Raw genomic sequence first — 25,687 nt, 5'->3', positions numbered from 1 at the left:
GGCATCCCGTGCGACTCGTCCGCTCCGGGCGGCCACCAACGGCGGCCCGGAGCGACGGACGACACGAAGCGACCGAGCGGTATCGGGCTCAATCGGTGTCACGGGTGGCGGCCCCGGAGCCTCGGTGAGTCGAGAGGACGGCGTCGAACGAGGAGCGCACCCGTGCGGCGACCTCCTCGGATGAAGTAGCCGCGAATTTGCCGTCCAGGTGGAGGAAGGCCAGGCCGTGCGCCAGGCTCCACAGGGCGGTGCCGAGCGTCGGAGCGTCGGCGTCCGGAAAGACGGTGCCCACCGCGCCGGAGAGCAGTTCATGTAGCTCCGCTGCGGCTTGGACACGTTGATCGTTCGTGTCGTCGCATTCGTTGCCGAACATGAGCCGGAACACCGCGGGCCGGCTGAGCGCGAAGGAGACGTAGGTCACGGCGTTCTCGGCCAGGTCGGTCGCCGACGAGGGCGCATCTCGCCCTTCCGTCAGTGCCGTCTTCAGATCGCGGAATCCTTCGACGGCCACCGCGGACTCCAGGGCCTCGCGGTCCTCGAAGTGGCGGTACGGGGCCGTGGGGGAAACGCCCGCACGCCGTGCCACGGCGCGCATCGAGAAAGTCTCGCCCTGCTCCAGCATCTCCACCGCGGCCTCCATCAGGGCCGCCCGCAGGTCGCCGTGGTGATAACCACTCTTCCCCGAAGTTGACACTGCTAACTTCGCCTCCTAGCCTTATGTAAGCACTGTAAACATACCGGAAAGTCGGGAGAATGTCATGCCACCCGCCCTCTTCACCTCCCTGACGCTGCCGAACGGTTCGATCATCCCGAACCGGCTGGCAAAAGCGGCCATGGAAGAGAACATGGCCGGCGCCGGGCAGCTGCCGGACGAGCAGCTGCACACCCTTTACCGCCGCTGGAGCCAGGGCGGCGCCGGACTCATCATCACCGGCAATGTGATGGTCCACGCTGAAGCTCTCACCGGCCCCGCCGGGGTCGTCCTCGACGCGAGCACCCCGCTGGAGCCGTTCCGCGACTGGGCACTCGCGGCGAAGAGCGGCGGGTCACAGGTATGGATGCAGCTCAACCATCCCGGGCGCCAGGTTATGGCCACGATGCCCGGTGTCGCGTGGGGCCCGTCGGCGATCAAGGTGGACATCGGCAAACAGAGTAAACGGCTGGCGGAACCCGTCGAGATGACTCCCGAGCAGATCGAGGCGACGGTCGTGCGGTTCGCCGAGACCGCTCGGCAAGCCGAACTGGCCGGTTTCGACGGCGTCGAGATCCATGCCGCTCACGGCTATCTGCTCTCGCAGTTCCTTTCCCCGCTGGTGAACAAACGCACCGACCAATGGGGAGGAACACTGCAGAATCGCGCCCGCATGCTGCTCGACATCGTCCGCGCGGTCCGGCAGAACGTCGCCCCTTCGTTCGCCGTCGCGGTGAAACTGAACTCGGCCGACTTCCAGCGCGGCGGATTCGACGCTTCCGATGCCGGTGCGGTCATCGAGATGCTGCGCCCACTGGGCGTCGACCTGGTCGAACTGTCGGGCGGGAGTTACGAAAGTCCCGCGATGTCGGGCCGCTCCGCCGACGACAGGACGCTTGCCCGTGAGGCGTACTTCCTCGGCCTCGCCGAAGAACTCGCGCGTACCAGTGCTCTCCCCTTGATGCTCACCGGCGGTATCGTTCGCCGTCCGGTGGCCGACAACGTACTCGCCGGTGGCATCGATCTCGTCGGCATGGGCACGGCACTTGCCGTCGACCCCGATCTGCCGAACAAATGGCGCCACAGCGACGAGGCCGCGGTCGAACTCGCTCCGGTCAAGATCAAGGACAAGGCACTGGCTTCTGCCGCCGGGATGGCGCGAGTCCGGGAACAACTACGACGGATCGGCGCCGGCCGACCGGCGCGGCCGGCAGCTCATCCTGTCCTCGCCTTCGCCCGCGAATCCGCCCGGGAGCGACGCGCCCTGCGCCGTTACCGCAACTGGCTGAACAAGAGAGCCTCGGTCTCGTCCGGCGATTCGACGCCGACTCCGAACCCAGAAACGATGCGCTGGTAGGCGGCCGAAGTCGGCATCTCGTTCACTGTGGACGGACAGCACGCGGGCAGATGCCCGGCGTGACGGCGGTCCCCGGTATCGGCACCGTCAGCCACACCCTGGTCCGGTCTCCGGCCGGACATGCCGTCACTCGCCGATGCGACGACGTCGGGCGAGAGCGCCGCGAAAAAGGTGCTCGCGATTCTGAAAGGCTGATGTCGAAGAGTCGGAACTTGCCGGGCTGCAACGGAAGTCCTGCGGCGTGGTCAGCCGCACCATCCCGAAACGGCCCGGCCACCGTCGACTGGCGGATTCGGTCGCAGCTCTTGTCGCATCACGGCGCCATCGGCGCCACCGGCCATGGCCCCGAGCGTCAGCAGGCGGTGCGGCAGACCGCGGCCGACGACGAGGACGGAATGCCGGTCTGGGGCTGGATCGGTGTCCTTCTCTGTGGCGGTGCCGCCACGTTCGCCGCCGTGCGCAGGGGCGGCCGGACCTGACCGTGCTCGGAGACCGTGTGGGCCGGCCCTGCCGCGATGGCGGCGGCCGGCCCGCACGCCTTCGCCTGCGGGCCCGACGAGGCACCGCCGCTGCCGGAACGACCGACGAGGTCGCGCATCCGGTCCGGCGTTGACGCCGCCTACGTTCGATCATACAGTTTTCGAGAATCTGTATGATCAACGCGGAGGTCGGTCGATGGTGCTCGGCAACGTGGCGGTGGTCCTCGGGGGTAGTGTCGGCGGCTTGTGCAGCGCAGGGGCGCTCGCGCCGCACTTCGACCACGTGGTGGTGCTGGAACGCGACGAACTGCCCGCCGAGGCCGAGCATCGGCAGGGAGTGCCGCAGAGCAAGCATCCGCACTTCCTGCTGAACTCGGGCAGGCGCGCGATCGGAAAGCTGTTCCCCGGTTTCGAGGACGAACTCATCGCCGCGGGCGGACTCCACCTGATGCCCTCGATGGATGCGGCCTACCTCGACGGTGAGGGATGGTCGGCGCGCAAACGCAGTGCGATGACGATGATCTACAGTTCGCGCATCCTCATCGAACGCGTGCTGCGCGACAAGATCCGCGGGTTGTCCAATGTGGAACTTCGCGAGGGTGTCGGTGTCAGCGGGCTCACGGTCCACGACGGAGCGATCACCGGGGTACAGCTCTCGACTCCCGGCGGCGACGAGCACCTCGATGCGGACTTCGTCGTCGACGCGATGGGGCGTGGTTCCTCGGTGGGTGACTGGCTCGCCGCCGCAGGCTGGCCGTCCCCGCCGGTGCAGACGCTCGATGCCAAGGTCACCTACACCTCCCGGTGGTACGACCTACCGCCAGCCGGGCAGCGGCCGTCCTCCTGGTGGTGGCAGCATCTCGTGATCATGCCGACCCCCGACAAGGGCAGGCACCCCGCTGAACACGACTTCCTGGTGAACTTCTTCCCGGTCGAGGGTGATCGTGTCATCGCCTGCATGGGTTCGTGGGGACACAAGATGCCCCGCACCACCGAGCAGTTCGTCGAGTCGGCCCGCAGGGTGCGGACACCGTTGTTCGCCTCGGCCATGGAACAGTCCACCCCTACCTCGCCGGTGCACCTGACCCGTTCGACCGGCAACAAGTGGCGCCGGTTCGACCGGTGGTCGACGCCGCCGAAGGGGCTCGTGTTCGTCGGCGATTCGATCTGCGCGTTCAACCCGTTCTACGCGCAGGGCATCAGTTCCGCGGCGAATTCGGCGCTCCTGCTGCGAGAACACCTCTCGCGGGGCCGGCGTCTCGACGGGAAGTTCTGTGCGCGATTCCTGCGCAGGCAGCGCACCCTGCTCGGGGTGCCGTGGCGCCTGGCGATGGCGCGGGACCAGGGCTACGAATGCGCGGTCGGCACGGAGCAGCTCCCCAAGTGGAAACGCCGGATTCTCGCAGCCGTTTCCGGCCCCGCGTTCAGCCTCATCGTCGGCGCCGCCCGCGAGGACGCCGTCGTCGACGAGCATTTCTCCAAGGTGTTCAATCTGGACGAATCGCTGGGCCGGATGATGACGAACCCGCGGGTGCTCGCCGGCCTCGTGCGCTATCGCATCCGCGCGGCGCTGGGGCGTGAGCGGGTTCCGTACGGATTCGATCCCCAGGCCGAACCACCCGCCACCGACTACTCACCGGCCGACGCCGCGAGTACCCCGGCGGGTGCCGGGGCGCAGCCATGACCGACACGGCGTGCGGACCGCACGCCGAGGAGGCCACGCGCGTCCTCGGCTTCGACTGCGCCGACGTGTCCTCGGTGGTCTCGCTCCGCTGGCCCTGGGAACTCACGAACTGGACGATGCCGCTGCTCGAACTGCTCGTCATCGGCGGAGTCGTGTTCGCACTGGTGCATGCCGTTCGCCGATACCGCAACGGCGATCCGGTCAACCTGGCGTTGTGGTGCGCTTCGCTCGTGTATCTGTTCGTGATCGAACCACCGCTGTACTTTCCGGAATGGTTCGGTCTCGACGAGCTGTACGGGTTCATCTTCGCCCACAACCGGTTCACCGCGGGATTCATGGCGGACCGATTGCCGCTCTACATCGTGGCGTTCTATCCGATGATCAGCCAACTGGCCTACGAGCTCGTGCGGTCGCTCGGGATCTTCCGGTGGCGCGGTGCATTGGCAGGATCGGTGGCCGTGGCCCTGGCCTGTCAGGTCTTCTACGAGATCTTCGATCACGTCGGTCCGCAGCTGAAGTGGTGGACGTGGAACGACGACAACCACATCGTCAACCATCCGGCGATGGCATCCGTGCCGTTGACCAGCATGCTGCTGTTCGCGTCGGTGTCGATGGGCGCCATGACGTATCTCGTCGTGCGCCTGACGGCAACACCAGCGGCGGACGGCCGGCCGCGGCGAGGGTGGGACCTCGGGCTGCGCGTACTGCTGGCCGGAGTCCTGACACCGGTGGCCATGGTGATCGCCAACGTTCCGTCGAGCCTGTTCGGTGGCGCGACACCCGATGGCACCGCCCGGGCGTGGATCCTCGGTATCGAGCTCGCCCTCATCTGGCTCGCCGGCGGCTGGATCATCGTCTCGCACCTGAGAGACCCCGGCCGCGGGCCCGGCGAACCACCGTCGGCCTTCGCCCGCTACTACCCGGTGATCTACCTCGGGGCGATGGCGGTGTTCTGGGCCGCGGCGCTGCCGCAGTACCTCGCGGCGCAGTACCTCGGGGCGCAGGACGGCATCACCCGCGACGGCACCCCGACGGGAAGCGGACCCTACGTGGTCGCCTGCTTCCTCGGAGCCGGTCTGCTCGTCGCCCTGCTCCATCGCAGGGCCCGAACCCACCGGACGGATCCTGCCGGTGTCTGACCTTCGCCTTCGGGGAAGATGGCACCCATGGGTCACCACGGATGGCAGGGAAACCCGCCTGGCGCCGAGGAACAGGCACGTCGTCGCATCGTCGAGGCGGCGATCGCGTGCATCGGGCGCACCGAGGTTTCCAAGATCAGCTTGTCCGATGTCGCCACCCAGGCCGGTGTGACACGCCAGACCGTCTACCGCTACTTCCCGGGGCTCTCGGAGATACTCAGGGCCGTCGGGCAGGCGGGCGCCGACGAGTTCGCCGAGCGCATGCAACAGCACCTGGCCGCCTGCGACAGTCCCGCCGAGGCAGCGGTGGAATCGGTGGTGTTCGCAGTCCGAACCGTGCCCGACGAACCCTATATGGGCCTGCTGCTGCAAGCGGGCGAACCGGACTACTTCACCGCCGGGTCGACCTCTCCCGCGGCCTTCGCCCTCGGCGCCCGCATCCTGCGGAACGTGCCGGTGGACTGGCCAAGTGCCGGAGTCACCACCGACGAGGACCTCGAGGGACTCGCCGAGGTTCTGATGCGGCTGTTCATCTCGTTTCTCCAGTACCCCTCGACCCCGCCCCTCACCGACGACGGGATCCGATCCCTGGTCCGCCGCTGGGTCGGACCGTCCCTCGGTGGACACCCCGCACGGCGCGGTGAACCCGGCGACCTCACGCAGGATCGGACGGCGCCGTAGCCGGTCGGCAGGAGACCACTGCTCCGGAGGGCCGCGCGGAGAAGCGCATCGGAGGTTTCCGGCACCTGTCCGCGCGTTCGGGTGAGCAGGTCACGGCATGACCGAGCCCCACACCGAGCGGCTTCCGGAGTGGCCCGTGAGGACCAACACGGTCACGTTCCCGGCGGCCACGGCGATCACCGCGACGCCGAGGAGCAGCGAGCCGATCATGGCTGCGCGCTGCCTGCCCGCCTGGCGGAGAGCAGCCACTTCCCACCGGAACCACCCCCATTGTGCTGTCGCGACCAGGAACAGGCCGACCGACCACGGGAGCAGCATCCGCCCGTAGCGTTCGTGTTCCAGCACCGAGGGCAAGGGGCCGACGACGCTCGCGAGCGCCTGCCCGGCGGTGATCGTGACGGGTACGAGGACGGCGACGGCCAACGCTGCGAGCGGGGTCACCAGGCCGAGTCGGTGGCGTGCGGCCGGCCAGAACTGTGCGAACAACAGCGCGAGCACCACCAGCGGAACCAGCACGACCACGGCGTGGACGAGCAGCGGATGCAGCGGTAGGCCGAAGAATGTCCCGGTATCGTCCATGGTGGGAGACACGAGGCGCGCACCCGCAACGTTCACTCCGGCGGTGAACTCTCGGATGCTCCGCACCGTGTTGTGGATATGGGCGAGGGCAGCACCGGCGAACAGCGACGGCCGGGTCGGTCGGGAACCGATGCGAGCCGCGTCGAGATGCTGCGCGACCTGCACGACCGCTACGCCACCGCGCTGTGGCGGTACGTGGTTTCGCTGACGAAGCGACCAGCCGACGCCGACGACATCGTGCAGGAGACGCTGCTGCGGGCTTGGCGCACGCCGAGCGTGATCAGGGACGACCCGGTTCGGGTCCGTGGGTGGTTGTTCACCGTCGCCCGCAACCTGGTCATCGACCAAGCGCGCAGCGCGAGCCGGCGCCACGAGCACGCGACCGCGGAATCGGCGGAGGAGGTCGCCGAGGATCGCGTGGATCGGCTCTTCGACGCGATGCTGGTCACTGACGCGCTCGCTTCACTGGGCCCGCACCACCGTGAGGTGATCGTGCGGGCCTACTACGGCGGGCTGAGCACGGCAGAGCTGGCCGAGCAGCTCGGCATCCCGGAGGGGACGGTGAAGTCGCGGCTGCACTACGGGCTGTGCGCCCTGCGCCTGGCGTTCCAGGAGAGAGGGGTGACCCGATGAATCGGCAGGACCACGAAGGCTTCGCCGAATGGGATGCCGCCTATGTGCTCGGCGCACTCAACCCGGCGGATCGGCGAGCCTACGAGGAGCACCTGGAACAGTGCCCGCTGTGCCGCGATGCGGTCGGCGAGCTCGCTTCCATGCCGGGCCTGCTCGCGCAGATCCGGCCCGGCCCCGAAGCCGACCCGCCGGATCAGCACCGCGAACCGGCCGATCTGATGGACGCCATGCTGCGCAGGGAACATCGGCGCGGTGTCCGTCGCCGCCGGCGGCTGCTCGCGTGGACGACCGCCGCAGTCGTTGTGCTCGTCCTCGTGCTCGCGATTCCGGCCGCCCTGGTGCATCGGCCCGCTGCGGATGCCGTGTCGGTGGGACTGGAGCCGGTCGGTTCGGTTCAGCCGTCGATGGACGTCGACGTCACGCTCGCGCCGGAAGCGTGGGGAACCCGGCTGTCCATCGAATGCGAGTACGCCGCTCGGCTGGACTACGGACGGCAGCGGTCGTGGTACGCGCTCGTCGTGACCGATGCCGACGGCACCAGCACCCGGGCGTCGAGCTGGCAGGCCGTTCCCGGTGAAACCGTCGTTCTCGGTGCCGCGACCGCGGTGAGCCTCGACGACGTCCACTCCGTCACCGTGGTCACCGCCGGTGGCGAGGAAGTGCTCACCGCGCCGGTTCCCGAGCGATAGGGGCCGAATCCGCATCCGGTGGATGAACCGCAGCGGCTCGCGCCTCGTGTTTCCCGAGTGCCCCGAACAGTGGGCCAGCACCCGCGAGGACAGGAAGGCGCGAAACGATGAAAACCGGACACACCCTCAAGGCCGTGGCGGTGCCACTCCTCCTGCTCACGTTGACCGCATGCGGTGCGGGCGACGGGGGATCCTCATCGGACGGCGGTGACAGCGGCAACGGAGGCTACGGAGCACCCCCGGCCACCGGCGACGGAGATTCCGGCGGTGGAGCCTCCGGCGAAGCGCCGGGGCTGCGAACCGCCGACACCCGGCTCGGCACGATCGTCGTCGACGACGACGGCATGGTTCTCTATCAGTTCGACAGCGACGACCGCGGTTCGGGAACGTCGACCTGCGAGGGGCAGTGTGCGCAGAACTGGCCCTCGGTCCCGGGCGGTGAGACGCCCGACGTCGACGGTGTCAGCGGCGAGGTCGGCACCATCACCGGCGTCGACGGCCGGTCCCAGCTCACCCTCAACGGATGGCCGCTGTACTACTACGCAGGCGACCAGGCGCCCGGCGACCTGAGCGGGCAAGGCGTCGGAGACGTCTGGTGGGTCCTCACACCGGAGGGGGAGCCGATCCGGGACTGACTCGGCGGCGAGCGTGGGCCGGCGAGTGATTCCGTGACGTCGGCCGCTCGTCCCTCTTCGATCGAGTACGGCTGGTCATCACCGGCGCCACAGGCCGTACCAGGACTTCCTGCCTGCCGGCCGGGAGTCCCGTCCTCGCGCTCCGTGATGTCAAGACCACTCGCACGGTGAGGCTACTCACCCGGCTTGGCTATTTAAGTAAGGCTAGCCTTTGCTAACGTGCCAGGGCGTCGACACCGCCCGTTCCGGCCGCTCTAGCAAGGGAGAAACGTGGCTACTGCCGCCGACACTGTTGCCGAGCCCGACGAGTCGATTGCCGAGTCCGTTTTCGACTGCGTCGGCAACACCCCGGTCGTCGCACTGAACCGGCTGTTCTCACAGCCGGACGTCGACGTCCTCGCGAAGTTGGAGTTGATGAATCCGGGCGGGAGCATGAAGGACCGCTCGGCCCGGTACATCGTCGACTCCGGTCTGCGCGACGGATCGATCACCCCGGGCTGCAGACTGGTCGAGAGCAGCTCGGGCAACTTCGGCATCGCGCTGGCGATGGCCGCCCGGGTGCGGGGCCTGCGGTTCACGTGCGTGCTCGACCCCAAGACGACGACGGCCAACCTGGCGTTGCTGCGCAGCCTCGGCACCGATGTGGAGATGGTCGACGACGTCGACGATGCGGGAGGTTATCTGCACTCCCGCATCCGCAGGGTGAACGAACTGCTCACCGCGGACCCCGACGCCGTGTGGATCAACCAGTACGCCAACGACCGGAACTGGCAGGCGCACTATCACGGCACGGGCGCGGAACTGGCCGAGCAGCTGGTCCGCCCGCCGGACTACCTCTTCGCCGCGGTCAGCACGACCGGCAGCATCCTCGGATGCTCGCGCAGGCTCCGCGAGGAGTTCCCCGACATGCGGGTGATCGCGGTCGACTCGGTCGGCTCCGTGATCTTCGGCGGCGCTCCCGGCCCGCGGGACATCCCGGGAATCGGGTCCAGCCGCGTGCCCGAGCTGTGCAGGCCGGAGGAGATCGACGAGGTGGTCTACGTCGACGACGTCACCGCGGCGACCGGATGCAGGCAACTCCTTGCCACGGAAGGGGTTTTCGCGGGCGGCTCCACGGGCGCGGTGGTCGCCGCGATCCAGCGGACGCTGCCACGGCTCGACCATCCCAGCCGGATCGTCGCGGTGTTCCCCGACCGCGGTGACCGGTACCTCGATCTCGTCTACGACGACAACTGGCTCACCGGCGCCCGCCGGCGCCGTACGGAGCACCCAGCGTGAAGGAGGAACCGGTGGCAGACGACGCCGTCCGGATGCTGTACCTGTCCCGATCCGATGTCGCCGCCGTCGGTGGCGACCACTCCGACCTGTACGTCGGCGCGTTGCACGAAGGGCTCGTCGCTCATGCGAACGGCGACACCGTGCAGCCGCTCAAGCCGTATCTGCGCACCGATGGACCCGACGGGCACATCGCGGACCGCATCATCGCGATGCCCGCACACGTCGGTGATCCCGGCCTGTCCGGGATCAAATGGATCGGCAGCAAGCACGACAACCCCACGCGCGCAGGCCGAGAGCGTGCCAGCGCACTGATCGTGCTCAACGACCCGGCGACGAAATACCCGGTCGCCGTCATGGAAGGCAGCCTGATCAGTGCCTGGCGCACCGCGGGCGTCACCTGCCTGGCCGCGCGGCACCTCGCGGTGAGCGGATTCACCGACGTCGCACTGGTCGGCTGCGGGCTCATCGGCAGCACCCAGGTCACGGCGCTGCTGCAGCAGTTCGACCACATCACGACCGTGCACCTCTACGACGTCAACGCGGACGCGGCCTGCGGGCTGGCCGACCGGATCACCCGGGACCACCCGAACGTGAAGGCGGTCGTGGCCGACACCGCCGAGGACGCGGTCGGCCAGGGCGATCTCGTCGTGCCGTGCACGGTCACCGACCAGCCCTACATCACGTTTTCCTGGCTCAAACGGGGAGCGCTGCTGTGCAATGTGTCCATCATGGACGTCCACAAGGACGTGTTCCTGGGCGCGGACAAGGTCGTCGTGGACGACTGGGAGCAGAGCAACCGCGAGAAGAAGATCATCAATCGGCTGGTGCTGGAGGGCTCGTTCTCCCGCGAGCAGCTGCACGCCGAACTCGGCGAGATCCTCACGGGTGATCGCCCCGGCAGGGACAACGACGACGAGATCATCGTGCTGAACCCCATGGGAATGGCTGTCGAGGACATCGCCTGTGCCGGCGAGGTCTACCGGAGGGCCACCGAGTCGGGCACCGGCACGTGGCTCGACCTGCACTGATCGGTGATGGCGATGCTCTCGGAGGTCGATGGCGGGGCGGCCGAACTGGTGCTGCGTGACCTCGTGGACGCCCTCATCCAGGAGAACGTGGCGGGTTTCGGCGAGGCCGGTGCGCGTGCCGACGGAACCCTGGCCGTCCCGGTCGCGGACGGCGAGGTGACCGTCGCCGTCCGCGACGGCGGCGGTCTGCAGCGGTATCGCCTCGACCGCGGGCCCGCCCGCCACAACGGCGGGCCCGTGAGCCCGGACGAGCTGGTGCGACTGGTCGCACCGCACGCGGCCCAGGTCGGCGGCGTTTCCGGGGACGTCGCGACCGCGGTGGAGCACGCGGCGACGGTACTCGCGGCGCGGTGTCACGGGGAGACCGTCGACCTGTTGGAGGGGGAACGCATGGCCGCGACGAGAAACCGCCCGTTCCATCCCACGGCGCGCGCAGCGGCGGGGTGGCAGGCGGCCGAGCTCGCGCGGTACGGCACGGCGAGGCAGGCCGCGCTCGGCCTGGACTGGGTCGCGGTGGACACCCGGTTCGTCCGCACCGGCGGTGACCCACGGTCGACGGACCTCGCCGCGCTGGTTCTGCAGGGCGACGAGTTGCCACGGCTGCAGGAGACCGCCGCGCTCGCCGGGGTGGACACCACGAGGTACACGATCCTGCCGGTCCACCCCTGGCAGTACGAGAACGTGCTCGGCCGCGAGTTCGCCGACGAACTCGCCACCGGCGCGATCGTGCCCGTGATGCGCGACCTCGGGCGCTTCCACCCGACGGCGTCCCTGCGCACCCTGACGACGTCGCCGCCGGGGCCTCGTCACCTCAAGCTTCCGCTGGGCGTGGCCACGCTCGGCGCGGCGCGGCTGTTGCCACCCCGCTACCTCGCCAACGGCGACAGTGCCCAGCGCACCATGCGCGCCGCCGTCGACCGCGATCCGGTCCTCCGGGCGCGCGTACGGCTGTGTGACGAGGGCATCTGGTGCGGCTGGTCCGACGGCGACGAGTTCGCCGACCGGCCGGGGCAGCTCGCCGCACAGGTACGGACGTACCCGGAGCTGGGGGAGGCCCTCGCCGTGCCGATGGCGGCCCTCGCCGCGCACGAGTGGCGCACGCTGGCACCGGTCCTCGTGCCGGATGGTGATCCGGTGCGGTTCTTCGCCCGGCTTGCGCGCGGGTTCTGCGAGCTCGGACTGGGTTTCCTGCGCCACGGCGTGCTTCCCGAGCTGCACGGGCAGAACGTGGTGACCGTCTTCGACGGCGGGGAGGTACCCGGATTCGTCCTGCGGGACCACGACACGCTGCGGTACGTGCCGGAACGGATGGCCGCGGCCGGACTGGCCGAACCGGCCTACGCCATCAAACCGGGCGCGCGGCAGTCGCTGCGGCTCGACACCGCCGAGCAGCTGATCGGCTACTTCCAGACGCTCGGACTCCAGGTGAACCTCTACGGCATCGCCGACGCGTTGTGCCGCCACTTCTCGCTCGACGAGCGTGCACTGTGGACGCAACTGCGGCGGGAGATCGTCGCGTGCCTCGACCGGATGGAGTTGCCGGACCGGTTCGGTGACACGCTTGCCGACTGCCTGCTGCATGCCCCCACCTGGCCGAGCCGCACCGTACTCGGCCCACTGCTGGAGCGAGGGGCGTCGAGCGGTGTCTCCATGCCGGCCGGCACCGGAACGGTGCCGAACCCGCTGGCCGGGGTGCGGGAATGACGGTGCGGTGATGACGCAGCCGAAACGGATGTTCGCGGTGCTCTGGCTCGGCCAGTTCGCGGCGACGGCGGGACTGACGGTCGTCGTTCCGCTGCTGCCGTTCTACCTGGCCAGTCTCGGCACGCCGCCGGGGGACATCGCACTGTGGACCGGGATCGCGCTGGCGGCCCCCGCGGTGACGCAGATGCTCACCGGTCCGCTGTGGGGCGCGGTGGGAGACCGCTACGGGCGCAAGGCCATGGTGGTGCGTGCGCACGCGGGGCTCGCGATCTCGCTGGTACTCATGGCGACGGCGAGCACGCCCGCTGCCTTCGTCGCGTTCCGCCTGCTGCAGGGCGCGTGCGGCGGCGTGGTGAGTGCGACCGCCGCCTTCGCCGGCACGCTGGCCACCGGGCACCGGCGGGGCCGCGCCCTCGGCGGCCTGTTCGGCGCGACCGCGGCCGGTGCTCTGCTGGGGCCGCTCGCGGGTGGTGTGCTGGCCGGTACGTGGGGATTCGGGCCGATCTTCGTGACCGTCGCGGCACTGCTCGCGTGCTCGAGTGTGGCCGCCGGGTGGCTGCTCACCGAACCCGAACCCGAACCCGACACCGAGCGGGAGCCCGGGGCCGGACGCACGGCGACAGCCTCGGAGGGCGCCCCGCTGCGCGCCGCCCCGTTGCGGGAGGCCGCGGGAATCCTGGTGAGCCGCGCCGACACCCGCAATGTGCTGCTCGCGGGGCTGGCGGGACAAGCCGCGATCTATGCGCTCGTCGTGGTTTTCGCGCCGCAGGTACACCGCATCACCGGCTCCATCGCCGACGCGGCGGTGTGGGTCGGCATGCTGCAGGCGACGACCTGGGCTGCCTCGTGGGCGGGAGGCCCGTGGTGGGGCCGCTACAACGACCGCGCCCCCGCCCAGCGCGGGTTCGCGATCGCCGCTGCGTGCTGCGCCGTCGCGACCGCCCTGCAGGCCGCGGTGACCTCTGTGGAGCTGTTGATCCCGTTGCGCCTGGTGCAGGGGTTCTGCTTCGCCGCATTCCTGCAGTCGGTGCTGCACGTGGCGAGTGGGCGGGTGCGGCAGCGGCTCTCCGGCACGGCGTTCGGCTTCTCCACCGGGGTGCTCGACCTCGGTCAGGTCGTCGGACCGTTGTTCGGGGCGGCCATCGCGGTCACGCTTCCGCCGGTGGGCGCCTTCGGCGTCATCGGCCTCGTGCTGGGCATCGCCGCCCTGCTGGCGGTGCGCAGTGCCGTGCAGCGCGACGGCCACGATCCGACGACCACCGCCCGCCCCGAACCGAGGAGTGCACATGTCTGATGCCTGCGCGCAGGCGGCCACCCGGCAGCGACTGGTCAACGCCTTCCTCCGCGAGATCGGGCACGAGGTGCGCGGGCCGATGGTGCGCGTACCGCTGTCGTCGATCGACGACACGCTCACGATCGAGCTCGCGCACGTCTCGCCGTTCGGCCACCACGTGCCCACCCAGGCGATACGCCTCGACGGTGGTTCCGGCGTGCTCGGCCACGATCACCTCGTCGACATCCTGCTCGACGAGCTGGTGGCCCGGTACGGCGGCGCGGAGAACCGGGATGAGCTGGCGCGGCAGATCGCCAACAGCACCGGGCACATCGCGCTGTTCCTCGCCCGCGAGGAACCGGCCGGTGCGGGTGCCGGTGCCACCCGAGAACCCGCGACCGGTGATGCCGACGCCGGTGCTTCGAACGCCGCTGCTCCGAATGCCGGAGATGCCGGCGCCGGAGGCGTCGAGGTCGGTGACTCCGAGTTCGCAGGACTCCGTGCCCGCGAAACCACTCGGCGTGCGGAGCAGTCGCTGCTGCGCGGGCATCCGTTCCACCCGACTCCGAAAAGCACGGAAGGCTTCGACGACCAGGACCTGCGCCGCTACGCACCCGAGCTGGGCGGCGAGTTCGCGCTGCACTACTTCGCGGCCGATCCCGCGCTCGTGCGCTCGGATCACGTCGTGCCGGCCCGATGGCTGCCGTCCGGTGTGGACGGACCACCGGACAGGACACTGCTGCCGGTGCACCCGTGGCAGGCCGACTTCCTCGCCAAACAGCCCGAGATGCAACCGCTGCTCGACCGTGGTGCCGTCGCGGCGTTGGGCCCGCTCGGGCCGACGGTGTACCCGACGTCGTCGGTGCGGACCGTGTGCGATCCGGCCTCGGCGGTCGCCTGGAAGCTGCCGCTGCATGTGCGGATCACGAACTTCGTGCGGAACAACCCCGTCGAGCACGTCCGCAGGGCGGCCGATGCCGGGCGGCTGATCGCGGGACTCCGGCACCGGTGGCCGGCGGAACTCGGCGTGCTCGTCGAGACCGGGTATCGCATGCTGGATCCGGACGTCGCGGGTGACCTCGCGGCGGAGACGGCCGTGTTGTTCCGCGAGAACCCGTTCCCCGGCACGGAGTGGGCACCCCGGGTGGTGGCCGGGCTGCTGGAGCCGGGACGCGGCGGGGAGGAGCCCGCGTTGGCCGCTCTGGTGCGGGAATCGGGCGCCGGCCCGGCCGCGTGGCTCCGCCAGTACGCGTCGATCTCGTTGCGACCGCTGCTGCACGCGTTCACCGCCGACGGGGTGAGCTTCGAGGCGCACGTGCAGAACTCGCTGGTGCACACCGATCACGGCTGGCCGACTCGCTTCTGGGTGCGCGACATGGAGGGCACCAGCGCGAGCGCGGACCGGGCCGACGTGGCGCCGGGCTCGCCGCTGCGCTACAGCGACGACGAGGCCTGGCTCCGGCTGCGCTACCACCTGGTGACCAACCACTTCGGACATCTCGTCCACGTGCTGGGCACGCACACAGGTGTGGGGGAGGAGGAGCTCTGGGCGCAGCTGGCCGGCTTCCTGCGCGATGACTGTCCGGGCCGTTACGCGGCCGATCTGCTGACCTCGCCGACACTGCCGGCGAAGGCGAATCTGGTGAGCCGGTTCCTCGAACGCGGGGAACGGCCGCTCTACGTCGAGGTGGGAAACCCGTTGCACGAGGTGAGGACGTGACCGTGGAGTTCGTCGAGCGCGCGCTGACCGGACCGGGCTTCGGCACCGTCCGGCGCAGGGTGTTGCGCCAACTACTGGAATCCCTGATCTACGAGCAGGCCATCGATCTCGAGGAGATCGGGCCGTGCCGCTACCGGGTGGCGGGAAAGGAGGTGTCCTACGAGTTCACCGCGTTCCGCCGGCACGGCTTCGCCAGGGTGGGCCTCGGGCGCGACCCCGTGCTGCGCATCGCCGGTGCCACCGAGGAAGCCGAGTCCGCACTGCGATTCCTGCACGAGACGCGTGACGTCATCAAGGCGGACCCCGATTGCCTGGAACGGTTCGCCCGCGAGCTCGCGCGCACCGAGTTCAACGACGCGCTGGCGCAGGCGGCCCGTGCCGAGCGAGGCGACGTGCTCGCCGAGTCCGACTACGACCGGCTCGAGTGCGCCGTCACCGACGGCCACCGGTATCACCCGACCTACAAGTCCCGTATGGGTTTCGACAGCGAGGACAACGTGGCGTTCGGGCCGGAGTTCGCGCCAGGAGTGCGCCCGCTCTGGCTGGCGGCGCGGCGGAGCATCGCCGAGGTGTCGAGCGTGCCCGACGTGGCCGAGTCGGCGTACCTGCGTGATCAGCTCGGCGAGACCTACGACGAGTTCGTGCGGCGCGCCGACCCTGCGGAGTACACCTATCTTCCGGTGCACCCGTGGCAGTGGCGCGAAGTGGTCTCGGGCGCTTTCGCCGAGCAGCTCGCGTGCGGCGACATCGTGGTGCTCGGCGAGGATCCTGAGCAGTTCCTGCCACAGCAGTCGATCCGCACACTGTCGTGCGACGGCCGTCCTTACCTCAAGCTCGCACTGTCCATCGTCAACACCTCGACGCGCCGGGAACTCGCGCCGCACACCGTGGCCAACGCACCGCGGATCTCCGGATGGCTGCGCGAAGTGGTTGACGGCGATCCGTTTCTGCGGGAGGAGTGCCGGCTCATTCTGCTCGGGGAGGTGATGGGGACGGCCGTCAGCACCGACACCGCCTCCGGCGACACCGCTATTGTCTCCGGCGACACCGAGGGCACACTGTCGTGCATCTGGCGGGAGAACCTGCACGATCAGCTCGAGGCGGGCGAGCAGGCCGTGCCGTTCAACGGGCTGACCGCCTGCGAAGCGGACGGCACGCCGTTGATCGACCGGTGGGTCAGGCGGCTCGGCCTGGCCGAGTGGCTCCGGCAGCTCGTGGACGTCAGCGTCCTGCCGGTGATCCACCTGCTGTGCCGGCACGGGATCGCGGTGGAATCACATGCGCAGAACATGGTGCTGGTGCACGCCGGTGGGGTGCCCACCCGGGTGGCACTGAAGGACTTCCACGACGGCGTGCGGTTCTCCCGCGCAGAACTGGCCGAACCCCGGCGGTGCCCGGAGCTGCGAGCGACCCCCGAGCACCACGGCAACCGCAACTCGTTCGTCGAGACCGACGACCTCGGCCTGGTCGCGGACTTCGTGCTCGACGCGTTCTTCTTCATCAACATCGGCGAGCTCGGCATCTTCCTCGGCGACGCCTACGCGTTCGACGAGCGGGAGTTCTGGGCGATCGTGCGGGAGCGCATCGGAGCCTACCGGCAGCGTTTCCCCGAGCTGGCGGAGCGCTTCGCGACCTTCGACGTGACCAAACCCTGCATCGACGTCGAGAAGTTGACGAGCCGCAGGCTGCTTCCCGACACCGAGCTGCGGTTGCACACCGTGCCGAACCCCCTGGCCGAGGAAGGCTGATGCTGACGACGAATGCGCTCAAGCAGAAGATCCGCGCGGGCGAAGAGGCTTATGGGCTGTTCTGCGCCACCCCGGCCCCCGCCATGGTGGAGATGATCGGCTGCGCCGGTTACGACTTCGTCATCATCGACACCGAGCACACGCTGGTCGATCCGCAGCAGGTCGAGAACATGATCCGCGCCGCCGAAGCGGTGGGTCTCACCCCGCTCGTGCGGGTCGCCGAAGGCGACACGGCGGGCATCCTCCGCGTGCTCGACGCCGGTGCCATGGGCGTCGTGCTGGCCCACGTCCGCCGGAGGTCCGATGTGGACGCAGCTGTCCGGGCAGCCAAGTACGCGCCAGAGGGCATGCGCAGCCTGAACGGTGGCCGCGTGCCGGGATTCGGCAGCATCGATCTCGCCGAGTACCTCCGCAGGGCCAACGCCGAGACCATGGTCGTCGCGATGATCGAGGACGCCGAAGGTGTCGACGACATCGCGTCCGTTCTCGACGGTGGTGGCATCGACCTCGTGCTGGAGGGTGCCGCCGATCTGTCCCAGTCCTACGGTGTGCCGTGGCAGACCCGGCACGAGAGGGTGCGCGACGCCGTCCGCGAGGTCCACGAGGCGTGCGCCGAGCGCGGGATGCCGTTCTGTGCCCTTCCACGCGAGCGCGACGACCACGAGGAGTGGCTGGCCGCGGGTGTGCGCACGTTCGTGCTCGGCGAGGAACGTGGGATCGCGGCGCGTGCGCTGCGCGCCCACCTCGCCGAGGCCAGGAGGCGGGGATGACCGAGGCGGCAACGAACGAAACCGGGATCGGCGAGGCCGGTGCCAGCCGGCCCGGGATCAGCCAGGTGCTCGCCGGTCTCCTCACCGACCGGGTCGCGGGCGACGACCCGGTGTGCCTGTACGGCTACGACCTCGATGCGCTCACCCGGCACGTGCGGGCCACCGTCGACGCGTTGCCGGAACCGTTCCGGATGTTCTATGCGATGAAGGCCAACAGTGCGCCGGAGATCCTGGAGGCGTTGGCGCCGCACGTGGCGGGGTTCGAGGTGGCCTCGGGCGGTGAGGTGGCGAAGGCGCGTGCCGCCGGTCCGGGCTCGGCCGTGATCTTCGGCGGCCCCGCGAAGACGGAACGGGAGATCGCCGACGCGATCGGACACGGGGTCACGCGGCTGCACGCGGAGAGCGTGCTGGAGCTGTACCGGATCTCGGAGGTCGCCACGCGACTGGCCGCTCGCGTCGACGTGCTGCTGCGGGTGAACCTCACGGGCCCGTTCCCCTCGGCGACCCTCGCGATGGCGGGCCGCCCGACGCAGTTCGGCATCGACGAATCGGTGCTCGGCGAGGCGGTGGCCGCGGCGAAGCAGCTTCCGGGAATCCGGCCGGTCGGGTTCCATCTGCACTCGCTGTCGAACAATCTGTCCGCGGCCGCTCATCTGGAGATGCTGGAGCTGTATCGCGGCAAGGTGCTCGAGTGGGAGTCGGCGTTCGGCATCCGGTGCGAAGTGCTGAACGTCGGTGGCGGCATCGGCGTCAACTACGCCGACCTCGGGGCACAGTTCGAATGGGAGGGTTTCGCCCGCGAGTTGAAGGGTTTCGCGGAACGGTTGCCGCGGCACTGGACCGAGGTCGACTTCGAATGCGGGCGGTACCTGACGGCGGCGTGCGGCTACTACGCGGTGGAGGTGCTGGACGTGAAGACGAATCACGGCACGCACTACGCGATCGTGCGGGGCGGCACGCACCATTTCCGGCTGCCCGCGTCGTGGCAGCACAACCATCCGTTCACGGTGTTCGGCGTGGACGAGTGGCGCTCCGGCGCGCCGAGGCCCGAGGTGCGTGACGCTCCGGTCACGGTCGTCGGTGAACTGTGCACGCCGAAGGACGTCCTCGCACGGGACGTCCCGCTGCCTCGGGTGCGTGCGGGGGACGTGCTGGTGTTCCAGCACGCCGGGGCCTACGGCTGGGACATCTCCCACCACGACTTCCTGTCGCATCCCCATCCGGAGCACGTCTACTTCCGTGGAGGACGGTAGGGGCGCTGGGATACGTTCGAACACGATCCGTTCGAACACCCGGGAGGTCCGCCGCCTGCGGGAGCGGACCTCCCGGGTGTGGCACGCGTGCGAGTGCGCGCCGTCGTCCGGGCCCGTGGGCTACAACCCGATGCCCAGGATCCAGCCGCCCAGCGTGTAGACGCCCAGTGTCACGAGCACGATCCCGATGATGTTCAGCCAGACACCGCCCTTGATCATCTGCCCGATCGTGACGTGACCGGAACCGAACACGATCGCGTTCGGCGGAGTGGCGACCGGCAGCATGAAGGCGCACGTGGCGGCCAGCGCCGCCGGCACCACGAGCAGCATGATGTCCATGCCCAGTCCGGCTGCGACCGCGCCGAGAATGGGAACGAAGATGCTGGCCATGGCGGTATTGCTCGTCAGCTCCGTCATGAACAGCACGATCACGACCGCGGCGGCGACGAACAGGATCGTCGGCAGTACGTCGAGATTGGCGACCTGGTCACCGAGCCAGGTCGCGAATCCGGTCTCCTCGAACTGTTTGGACAGTGCGAGACCGCCGCCGAACAGCAGCAGGATTCCCCACGGCAGCTGTTTGGCCGTGTCCCAGTTCATGGTCCGCATGCCGCGCCGCACGGGCAGGATGAACAGCAGGACCGACGCCATCATCGCGATCACGCTGTCATCGGCGTACTCCAGCCAGGTGAGCGCGGCTCCGCCCATGATCTCCTCGTCGGCCAGCAACGGCAGGATGATCCAGGCCGCAGCTGCGCCGACGAACACGCCGAGTGCGTTCTTCTCGCCGCGTGACATCGGGCCGAGTTCGTGGAGCTGCTCACGGATCAGGTCCCGGCCGCCCGGCAGTTCGGTGAGCTTCGGCCGGAACACCACCTTGGCCAGGATCAGCCAGGCGAGGAACAGGAACACGACGGCGATCGGCAGGCCGAACAGCATCCACTGGCCGAACCCGATCGAGATGCCCTGCTCGCTGAGATAGCCGACCAGCACGGCGTTCGGAGGCGTCCCGATGATCGTGCTGAGCGATCCGATCGACGCGGCGTAGGCGATGCCGAGCATCAGTGCCGTGGCGAAGTTCGGATCTCCCTTGCCGTCACCCAATTGCAGCACCAGCGCGAGCACGGACACGCCCACGGGTAGCATCATCACCGCGGTCGCGGTGTTGCTGACCCACATGCTCAGGAACGCGGTCGCGATCATGAACCCGGCGATGAGCCGCACGGGGCTCGTGCCCACCAGCAGCACCGTGCGCAACGCGAACCGTTTGTGCAGGTCCCAGCGCTGCATTGCCAGGCCGATGATGAACCCGCCCATGAACAGGAAGATGATGTCGCTCGCGTAGGGCGCCGTGACGTCGTCGATCTCGGCGACGCCGAACAGCGGGAACAGCACCAGGGGCAACAGAGCGGTCGCCGCAAGGGGGATCGCCTCGGTGACCCACCAGGTGGCCATCACCAGGGCGATCGCGGCGGCCGCCTTGCCGTCCGCCGACAGACTGTTCGGCAGCACGACGTACAACAGGGCCGCGAGCACGGGGGCGAGCCCCAAGCCGATCCACCGTCGCGTATTGGCACCGCCGGCATCCGCCTCGCCGACCGCGGTTCCCGACTCACTGTTGGTCTGTGACATGGAGCACCTCCCGATCTGGTCGGGAAATGTACCGTGATCGGCTCCCGATGTGTCCATTCGGTACCGCCCCGTTGCCTCGTCGCAGGAAGTGCGGCGATCGACCTCGGTCGCCAGGTGGTGCGGGTACCGCGTGGCGACCGAGGTCGGTCCTTCTCCGGGGCCGTCGGTTCAGGGGTGAGTGGCCGGGGCGCCGGATGCAGGATCCCGGAAGCAGATAGCCGGATGTAGGTACCCAGGTGCCGGCAGCCCGGTTCTCGGGAGACCCGGTCCGCTGCGCATCGGACGCGGGTCTCCGGTCGCGATACGATTCTCAGCGGGCGGAGCGCGCCGCGGAGCTGTGCCCGGCTTCGGGTTCCCAACAGTCGAGGTTGCCGAGGCCGATCGAGGCCGGGTCGAAGGTCGGATCCAGCCCTCGCCGTCGTTGTGCGTCGAAGTCGCGCAGGGCCCGCAAGGCCGGTTTCGTCAGCAACAGCAGGCACAGCATGTTGACCCAGGCCAGCGAGGCGTAGCCGATGTCTCCGATCGCCCAGATCAGGTCGGCGGACTGCACCGCGCCCCAGAACGTCATCGTCAGGAGGGCGGCTTTCAGGACGGCGGTGGCCGCGGTCGGGGTCCGGCGGAGCACGTACGCCAGATTCGTTTCGCTGATGTAGTAGAAGGCGACCAGTGTCGAGAAGGCGAACAACGCGAGCGCCACCGCGACGAAGGGACCACCAGCCCCTGCGGACACCGAGTCCATCGCGGCCTGGGTGTACGCAGGTCCGGCTTCGGTGCCGGGGAGGTTCGACGCCAGGGCGGGTCCTTCCGCAGGCTCGACGTTGTACGCACCGGTCACGATGATCATCAATCCGGTGGCCATGCAGACGAACAACGTGTCGATGTAGACGGACAAGCACTGCACCAGACCCTGTTTGGCCGGGTGGGAAACCTGAGCGGCCGCGGCGCTGTAGGTGCCCTCGCCGACACCGGCGACGTTCGAGAACAGTGCGCGGCGCACACCCCACGCGATCGCCGCTCCCAGAATGCCCCCGTACACGGAGTGGGCGCCGAATGCGCTCGAAAGCACCAGCCCGACGGCGGAAGGCAGCGCTGTCACGTTGAACGCGAGCACGACCACGGCCGCCAGGATGTAGGCACCAGCCATGAACGGGACGATCACCTGGACGAACTTCACGATGCGTTTCCGCCCGCCGATGATGATGAACGCCAGTGCCACCGTGATGACGACCGCGCTGATCAGCGGGTCGACGCCGAGGGCCGAGTCGAAGCTGCTGGAGATGGCGTTGGACTGGATGCCGGGCGCGAGGACCGCGTAGAGCAGCGCCGCGACGACGGCCGCGCCGACCGCGACCTTCCGTAGTCCGAGGCCCTTCTCGATGTAGTACGGCATGCCGCCACGGAACTGACCGTCGATACGGCGCTTGAAGATCTGGGCGAGCGTCGATTCCACGAAAGCAGTCGCCCCGCCCAGGAAGGTCATCGCGGCCATCCAGAACAGGGCTCCGGGGCCGCCTGCGGCGATCGCCGTGGCGACACCGGCGATGTTGCCGACGCCGACCCGGCTCGACATGGCCAGCGACAAGGCCTGAAACGGGGAGATCCCCTCGCCGGACTGCTGCTCCCCTCGCGCGAGCTGCCGAATCATCGTCGGGAGCAGTCGGATCTGCATGCATCGGGTCAAGAACGTCAGTAGCAGTCCGAAGCCCAGCGCCACGACCACCAGTGGCGTCCAGAGCCACTCGTTGATCTGTGTCAACACTTCCATTCGCGAGTCCTCCTCGTCGAGTCGGCGAATGCGATGTGCCATGTAACATTGCACTACCGTGAGATGTCCAGAGCGCGCCGAAAAACATCGCGACGCAGTGGGGTCGCGACACAGAGTGGGGTCGCGACACGCCGGAGTCGCGGTACCCGGGACCGGTGTCGCAACGGATCGGTGTCGCAGGTCGCACCGGCCGACAGGACACCCTGCGCCGGCTGCACGTCGGCTGTGCGATCCCAAGGGTCGCGGGCCCTGCTTCTTCCGAAGCGGTGGCGATGTGCACCCAGGGGCAGTGGACCCTTGCGGATGACAGTGCAATGTCACATACTACGGTTGTTTTGCATTTCGTTCCCAATGAAGGGGAGGCTCGATGACCGAGCAGCTCAAGCCCTGGCACGGCATCCACGTCGCCTCGGCCCTGCAGTTCAACGATGACCTGTCGGTCGACTACGACGGCTTCGCCGAGCACGTCCGGTGGCTCGCCGCGAACGGCATGCACGGCATCACGCCGAACGGTTCACTGGGCGAGTACCAGACGCTGACCGCCGAGGAACGGGCTCGCGTGGTGGCCACCGCGATCGAGGCCGCCCCGGACGGTTTCCACGTCATGCCGGGCGTCGCGGCCTACGGTGCCCTCGAAACCCGCCGCTGGGTGGAACATGCCGCCGAGTCCGGAGCGCACTCGGTCCTGCTGCTGCCCCCGAACGTCTACCGCGCCGACAAGGCGGCGATAGTGGAGCACTACCGCGCTGCCGCGGAAGTCGGCATTCCGATCGTGGCCTACAACAATCCCTTCGACACCAAGATCGACCTGTCTCCGGCACTCTTGGCCGAGCTGCACTCGGAGGGTTACATCGTCGGAGTCAAGGAGTTCACCGGCGACGTCCGGCGTGCCTACGAGATCGCCGAGCTCGCACCGGATCTCGACCTGCTGGTCGGCACCGACGACGTCGTCCTCGAGCTGGGTCTGGCTGGAGCCGTCGGCTGGATCGCGGGCTACCCCAACGCGCTGCCGGCCGCGAGTCTCGAGCTGTACAACCTGGCCACGTCGGGCGACGCGGCCGACATCGCCAAGGCGTTGCCGCTGTACCGGGACGTGCACTCGCTGCTGCGCTGGGATTCCAAGACCGAGTTCGTCCAAGCGATCAAGCTGTCGATGGACGTGGCCGGCCGCAAGGGCGGTCCGTGCCGCCCGCCGCGGTCGCCGCTGTCCCCTGAGGTCGCTGAGCGGGTCGTCGCCGATACCAAGAACGTGTTGGCCAAGGGCTACAAGTAAGCGGATGTGGGCGGGACGGACCGCGCCGTCCCGCCCACGTTCGGCGCCCAGCGGCGAGAACCGGCCACCCTGGTGCGCCCTCGACGTCCCCACCGCGTCCACGCGTAACCGCATGGAAAGGCACCACCACCGATGACGACCACCGACACGAATCCGGCTCGCGCGCTCGCGGCACCGGAAGAACCGACCACGGCCGAGGAAGTCGATCGGATCGTCGCCGCTTCCGCAGCGGCCGGCCGCGTCTGGGCGAGCAGGGACCGCGGCGACCGCAGTCGTGCGCTCGAGGCCGTGGCCGACGCGCTCGACGACGCCGCTGCGGTGCTCATCCCGATCGCGGAGCGCGAGACCCACCTCACGGAGGGCCGGCTGCGTGGTGAGCTCGCACGCACGACATTCCAATTGAGACTCTTCGCCGAGACGGTCGGGGAGGGCTCCTATCTCGGCGCGCGGATCGACAATGCCGATCCCGACTGGCCGATGGGAGCGCCGCGGCCGGAGCTGCGCCGTTCCCGGGTGCCGCTGGGGCCGGTCGTGGTCTTCGCGGCAAGTAACTTCCCGTTCGCCTTCAGTGTCGCGGGTGGTGACACCGCCTCGGCACTCGCCGCCGGCTGTCCCGTCATTCTCAAGGCTCATCCCGGGCACCCGGATCTGTCCGCGACGACCGGCGCCGTGGTGCAGGCCGCGCTGGAGAAGGCCGGTGCCCCGGCCGGGCTGTTCGACCTCGTATGGGGTGCCGAGGCGGGCCGAGTCGCGCTCTCGCACGCGCAGGTCAAGGCGGGCGCCTTCACCGGCTCCATCGCGGGCGGTCGTGCGCTGTTCGACATCGCGTGCTCGCGGCCCGAGCCCATCCCGTTCTTCGGGGAACTGGGCAGCGTCAACCCCGTGTTCGTGACTCGCGCGGCCGATGCGGCGCGAGGGGCCGAGATCGCCACGGAGTTCACCGGCTCGTTCACGCTGGGCGCGGGGCAGTTCTGCACCAAGCCCGGCCTGCTGCTCGTCCCGTCCGGAGCCGCCGTCACCGAGGCGCTGCGCGACGCCGAACTCTCGCAGTCGGCTCCGCTGCTCGGCGACCGCATCGCGGCCGGCTACCACGAAACTCTCCGGCGGCTGAGCACGGAATCCGGGGTCGAGGTGCTGCGACGCGGATCGAAGCCGGAGGGCGAGGCTCCGACCCCGACGCTGCTGGCCACCCACGTCACAACGTTGCTCGCCGATCCGGACCCGCTCGTCACCGAGTGCTTCGGCCCGGCCGCTCTGGTGGTCACCTACGACGACGAGCGGGAACTCGTCGACGTCGCCAGGGCCATCGGCGGTCAGCTGACCGCGACGCTGATCGCGGAGGAGACCGACGTCGTGGCCGCCGATCTCACGCGCGTCCTTGTCGAGAAGGCCGGCCGGCTGCTGTGGAACCAGTGGCCCACCGGTGTCTCGGTGACCTACGCCCAGCAGCACGGCGGTCCGTACCCTGCAACGACTGCACCGGCGACCACCTCGGTCGGCACCGCCGCGATCGACCGTTTCCTGCGCGCCGTTGCGTTCCAGAACTATCCGCAGCACCTGCTGCCCGACGAATTGAGCGATTCCCCCGCCGCGCCCGTCCCCCGTCGGGTCGACGGTGTTCCGCAGAACTGATTCACCCCGAACCGGCTCGGCCCGGTTCGCAGCTGAGAGGAGCG

General features: G+C 69.2%; 22 protein-coding genes. 18 read left to right on the top strand and 4 right to left on the bottom strand.

The window, feature by feature from the left end:
• Nucleotides 1-88: 88 nt before the first annotated feature.
• The gene (locus tag LY12_RS13115; protein WP_253856412.1) at nucleotides 89-694 is read right to left on the bottom strand and encodes a TetR/AcrR family transcriptional regulator; all 606 of its coding nucleotides are present in this window, start codon (nucleotides 692-694) and stop codon (nucleotides 89-91) included.
• A 64-nt stretch (nucleotides 695-758) separates the two neighbouring features.
• Between LY12_RS13115 and LY12_RS13110 the strand changes: the two genes are divergently transcribed.
• From LY12_RS13110 to LY12_RS13090, 5 genes are all read left to right on the top strand, one after another.
• A complete protein-coding gene (locus LY12_RS13110; protein WP_253856410.1) occupies nucleotides 759-2,048 on the top strand; it encodes an NADH:flavin oxidoreductase/NADH oxidase family protein in 1,290 nt (429 codons plus the stop codon).
• Nucleotides 2,049-2,353: 305 nt separating this feature from the next.
• Nucleotides 2,354-2,527: a hypothetical protein gene (locus LY12_RS13105; RefSeq protein WP_253856408.1), complete on the top strand. Its 174-nt coding sequence runs from the start codon at nucleotides 2,354-2,356 to the stop codon at nucleotides 2,525-2,527.
• A 196-nt stretch (nucleotides 2,528-2,723) separates the two neighbouring features.
• A complete protein-coding gene (locus LY12_RS13100) occupies nucleotides 2,724-4,211 on the top strand; it encodes an FAD-dependent oxidoreductase (protein ID WP_253856406.1) in 1,488 nt (495 codons plus the stop codon).
• Nucleotides 4,208-5,350, top strand: a complete 1,143-nt coding sequence (locus LY12_RS13095) for a DUF7802 domain-containing protein (RefSeq protein WP_253856404.1) — start codon at nucleotides 4,208-4,210, stop codon at nucleotides 5,348-5,350. Before LY12_RS13100 ends, LY12_RS13095 begins: the two co-directional genes overlap by 4 nt.
• A 27-nt stretch (nucleotides 5,351-5,377) precedes the next feature.
• Complete coding sequence (locus tag LY12_RS13090) at nucleotides 5,378-6,031, top strand: TetR/AcrR family transcriptional regulator (RefSeq protein WP_253856402.1); 654 nt, start codon at nucleotides 5,378-5,380, stop codon at nucleotides 6,029-6,031.
• A 90-nt stretch (nucleotides 6,032-6,121) separates the two neighbouring features.
• On the opposite strand, the gene LY12_RS13085 is transcribed toward LY12_RS13090, so the two are convergent.
• A complete protein-coding gene (locus LY12_RS13085; RefSeq protein ID WP_253856400.1) occupies nucleotides 6,122-6,610 on the bottom strand; it encodes a DUF2231 domain-containing protein in 489 nt (162 codons plus the stop codon).
• Between the two features lie 78 nt (nucleotides 6,611-6,688).
• Between LY12_RS13085 and LY12_RS13080 the strand changes: the two genes are divergently transcribed.
• From LY12_RS13080 to LY12_RS13030, 11 genes are all read left to right on the top strand, one after another.
• Complete coding sequence (locus LY12_RS13080; protein WP_301302494.1) at nucleotides 6,689-7,243, top strand: sigma-70 family RNA polymerase sigma factor; 555 nt, start codon at nucleotides 6,689-6,691, stop codon at nucleotides 7,241-7,243.
• A complete protein-coding gene (locus LY12_RS13075; RefSeq protein ID WP_253856398.1) occupies nucleotides 7,240-7,932 on the top strand; it encodes an anti-sigma factor family protein in 693 nt (230 codons plus the stop codon). The genes LY12_RS13080 and LY12_RS13075 overlap by 4 nt, the downstream gene beginning before the upstream one ends.
• 107 nt (nucleotides 7,933-8,039) lie before the next feature.
• Nucleotides 8,040-8,567 carry a COG4315 family predicted lipoprotein gene (locus LY12_RS13070; protein ID WP_253856396.1) on the top strand — a complete coding sequence of 176 codons (528 nt, stop codon included), beginning with the start codon at nucleotides 8,040-8,042 and terminating at the stop codon, nucleotides 8,565-8,567.
• 270 nt (nucleotides 8,568-8,837) lie between these two features.
• A complete protein-coding gene (gene sbnA / locus LY12_RS13065) occupies nucleotides 8,838-9,845 on the top strand; it encodes a 2,3-diaminopropionate biosynthesis protein SbnA (RefSeq protein WP_253856394.1) in 1,008 nt (335 codons plus the stop codon).
• A gap of 11 nt (nucleotides 9,846-9,856) precedes the next feature.
• Nucleotides 9,857-10,873 (top strand): 2,3-diaminopropionate biosynthesis protein SbnB, encoded by a 1,017-nt coding sequence (gene sbnB, locus LY12_RS13060; RefSeq protein WP_308292109.1) that lies wholly within the window; start codon nucleotides 9,857-9,859, stop codon nucleotides 10,871-10,873.
• A 6-nt stretch (nucleotides 10,874-10,879) separates the two neighbouring features.
• On the top strand, nucleotides 10,880-12,577 hold the full coding sequence (locus LY12_RS13055) for an IucA/IucC family protein (RefSeq protein ID WP_253856392.1): 1,698 nt from the start codon (nucleotides 10,880-10,882) through the stop codon (nucleotides 12,575-12,577).
• A 10-nt stretch (nucleotides 12,578-12,587) separates the two neighbouring features.
• Complete coding sequence (locus tag LY12_RS13050; RefSeq protein WP_253856390.1) at nucleotides 12,588-13,871, top strand: MFS transporter; 1,284 nt, start codon at nucleotides 12,588-12,590, stop codon at nucleotides 13,869-13,871.
• Entirely contained in the window at nucleotides 13,864-15,570 is a 1,707-nt protein-coding gene (locus tag LY12_RS13045; RefSeq protein ID WP_253856383.1) for an IucA/IucC family protein, read from the top strand. Before LY12_RS13050 ends, LY12_RS13045 begins: the two co-directional genes overlap by 8 nt.
• Complete coding sequence (locus tag LY12_RS13040; RefSeq protein WP_253856382.1) at nucleotides 15,567-17,318, top strand: IucA/IucC family protein; 1,752 nt, start codon at nucleotides 15,567-15,569, stop codon at nucleotides 17,316-17,318. The genes LY12_RS13045 and LY12_RS13040 overlap by 4 nt, the downstream gene beginning before the upstream one ends.
• On the top strand, nucleotides 17,318-18,088 hold the full coding sequence (locus LY12_RS13035; RefSeq protein ID WP_253856380.1) for an HpcH/HpaI aldolase family protein: 771 nt from the start codon (nucleotides 17,318-17,320) through the stop codon (nucleotides 18,086-18,088). Before LY12_RS13040 ends, LY12_RS13035 begins: the two co-directional genes overlap by 1 nt.
• Nucleotides 18,085-19,341: a type III PLP-dependent enzyme gene (locus LY12_RS13030; RefSeq protein WP_253856379.1), complete on the top strand. Its 1,257-nt coding sequence runs from the start codon at nucleotides 18,085-18,087 to the stop codon at nucleotides 19,339-19,341. Before LY12_RS13035 ends, LY12_RS13030 begins: the two co-directional genes overlap by 4 nt.
• A 120-nt stretch (nucleotides 19,342-19,461) precedes the next feature.
• Here LY12_RS13030 and LY12_RS13025 read toward each other — a convergent pair whose 3' ends face one another.
• A complete protein-coding gene (locus LY12_RS13025) occupies nucleotides 19,462-20,973 on the bottom strand; it encodes an SLC13 family permease (protein WP_253856378.1) in 1,512 nt (503 codons plus the stop codon).
• A 310-nt stretch (nucleotides 20,974-21,283) separates the two neighbouring features.
• Complete coding sequence (locus LY12_RS13020) at nucleotides 21,284-22,738, bottom strand: alanine/glycine:cation symporter family protein (RefSeq protein ID WP_253856377.1); 1,455 nt, start codon at nucleotides 22,736-22,738, stop codon at nucleotides 21,284-21,286.
• A gap of 367 nt (nucleotides 22,739-23,105) precedes the next feature.
• On the opposite strand from LY12_RS13020, the gene LY12_RS13015 reads away from it, so the two are divergent.
• Together LY12_RS13015 and LY12_RS13010 are read left to right on the top strand one after the other, a co-directional pair.
• Entirely contained in the window at nucleotides 23,106-24,011 is a 906-nt protein-coding gene (locus tag LY12_RS13015; RefSeq protein WP_253856376.1) for a dihydrodipicolinate synthase family protein, read from the top strand.
• 132 nt (nucleotides 24,012-24,143) lie between these two features.
• The gene (locus LY12_RS13010; RefSeq protein ID WP_253856375.1) at nucleotides 24,144-25,643 is read left to right on the top strand and encodes an aldehyde dehydrogenase (NADP(+)); all 1,500 of its coding nucleotides are present in this window, start codon (nucleotides 24,144-24,146) and stop codon (nucleotides 25,641-25,643) included.
• Nucleotides 25,644-25,687: the final 44 nt, after the last annotated feature.

It is taken from the genome of Prauserella alba (assembly GCF_024171735.1).
GTDB lineage: Bacteria > Actinomycetota > Actinomycetes > Mycobacteriales > Pseudonocardiaceae > Prauserella > Prauserella alba.
The sequence above is the reverse complement of the archived record's forward strand: the minus strand, read 5'-3'. Positions and strand labels throughout refer to the sequence as shown.

Bases quoted from the DNA above. Each gene is read 5' to 3' on its own strand.
- LY12_RS13110 (WP_253856410.1), top strand. From the start codon at position 759: ATGCCACCCGCCCTCTTCACCTCCCTGACGCTGCCGAACGGTTCGATC.
- LY12_RS13100 (WP_253856406.1), top strand. From the start codon at position 2,724: ATGGTGCTCGGCAACGTGGCGGTGGTCCTCGGGGGTAGTGTCGGCGGC.
- LY12_RS13095 (WP_253856404.1), top strand. From the start codon at position 4,208: ATGACCGACACGGCGTGCGGACCGCACGCCGAGGAGGCCACGCGCGTC.
- LY12_RS13090 (WP_253856402.1), top strand. From the start codon at position 5,378: ATGGGTCACCACGGATGGCAGGGAAACCCGCCTGGCGCCGAGGAACAG.
- LY12_RS13085 (WP_253856400.1), bottom strand. From the start codon at position 6,610: ATGGACGATACCGGGACATTCTTCGGCCTACCGCTGCATCCGCTGCTC.
- LY12_RS13080 (WP_301302494.1), top strand. From the start codon at position 6,689: ATGGGCGAGGGCAGCACCGGCGAACAGCGACGGCCGGGTCGGTCGGGA.
- LY12_RS13075 (WP_253856398.1), top strand. From the start codon at position 7,240: ATGAATCGGCAGGACCACGAAGGCTTCGCCGAATGGGATGCCGCCTAT.
- LY12_RS13070 (WP_253856396.1), top strand. From the start codon at position 8,040: ATGAAAACCGGACACACCCTCAAGGCCGTGGCGGTGCCACTCCTCCTG.
- LY12_RS13055 (WP_253856392.1), top strand. From the start codon at position 10,880: ATGGCGATGCTCTCGGAGGTCGATGGCGGGGCGGCCGAACTGGTGCTG.
- LY12_RS13050 (WP_253856390.1), top strand. From the start codon at position 12,588: ATGACGCAGCCGAAACGGATGTTCGCGGTGCTCTGGCTCGGCCAGTTC.
- LY12_RS13045 (WP_253856383.1), top strand. From the start codon at position 13,864: ATGTCTGATGCCTGCGCGCAGGCGGCCACCCGGCAGCGACTGGTCAAC.
- LY12_RS13035 (WP_253856380.1), top strand. From the start codon at position 17,318: ATGCTGACGACGAATGCGCTCAAGCAGAAGATCCGCGCGGGCGAAGAG.
- LY12_RS13030 (WP_253856379.1), top strand. From the start codon at position 18,085: ATGACCGAGGCGGCAACGAACGAAACCGGGATCGGCGAGGCCGGTGCC.
- LY12_RS13025 (WP_253856378.1), bottom strand. From the start codon at position 20,973: ATGTCACAGACCAACAGTGAGTCGGGAACCGCGGTCGGCGAGGCGGAT.
- LY12_RS13020 (WP_253856377.1), bottom strand. From the start codon at position 22,738: ATGGAAGTGTTGACACAGATCAACGAGTGGCTCTGGACGCCACTGGTG.
- LY12_RS13015 (WP_253856376.1), top strand. From the start codon at position 23,106: ATGACCGAGCAGCTCAAGCCCTGGCACGGCATCCACGTCGCCTCGGCC.
- LY12_RS13010 (WP_253856375.1), top strand. From the start codon at position 24,144: ATGACGACCACCGACACGAATCCGGCTCGCGCGCTCGCGGCACCGGAA.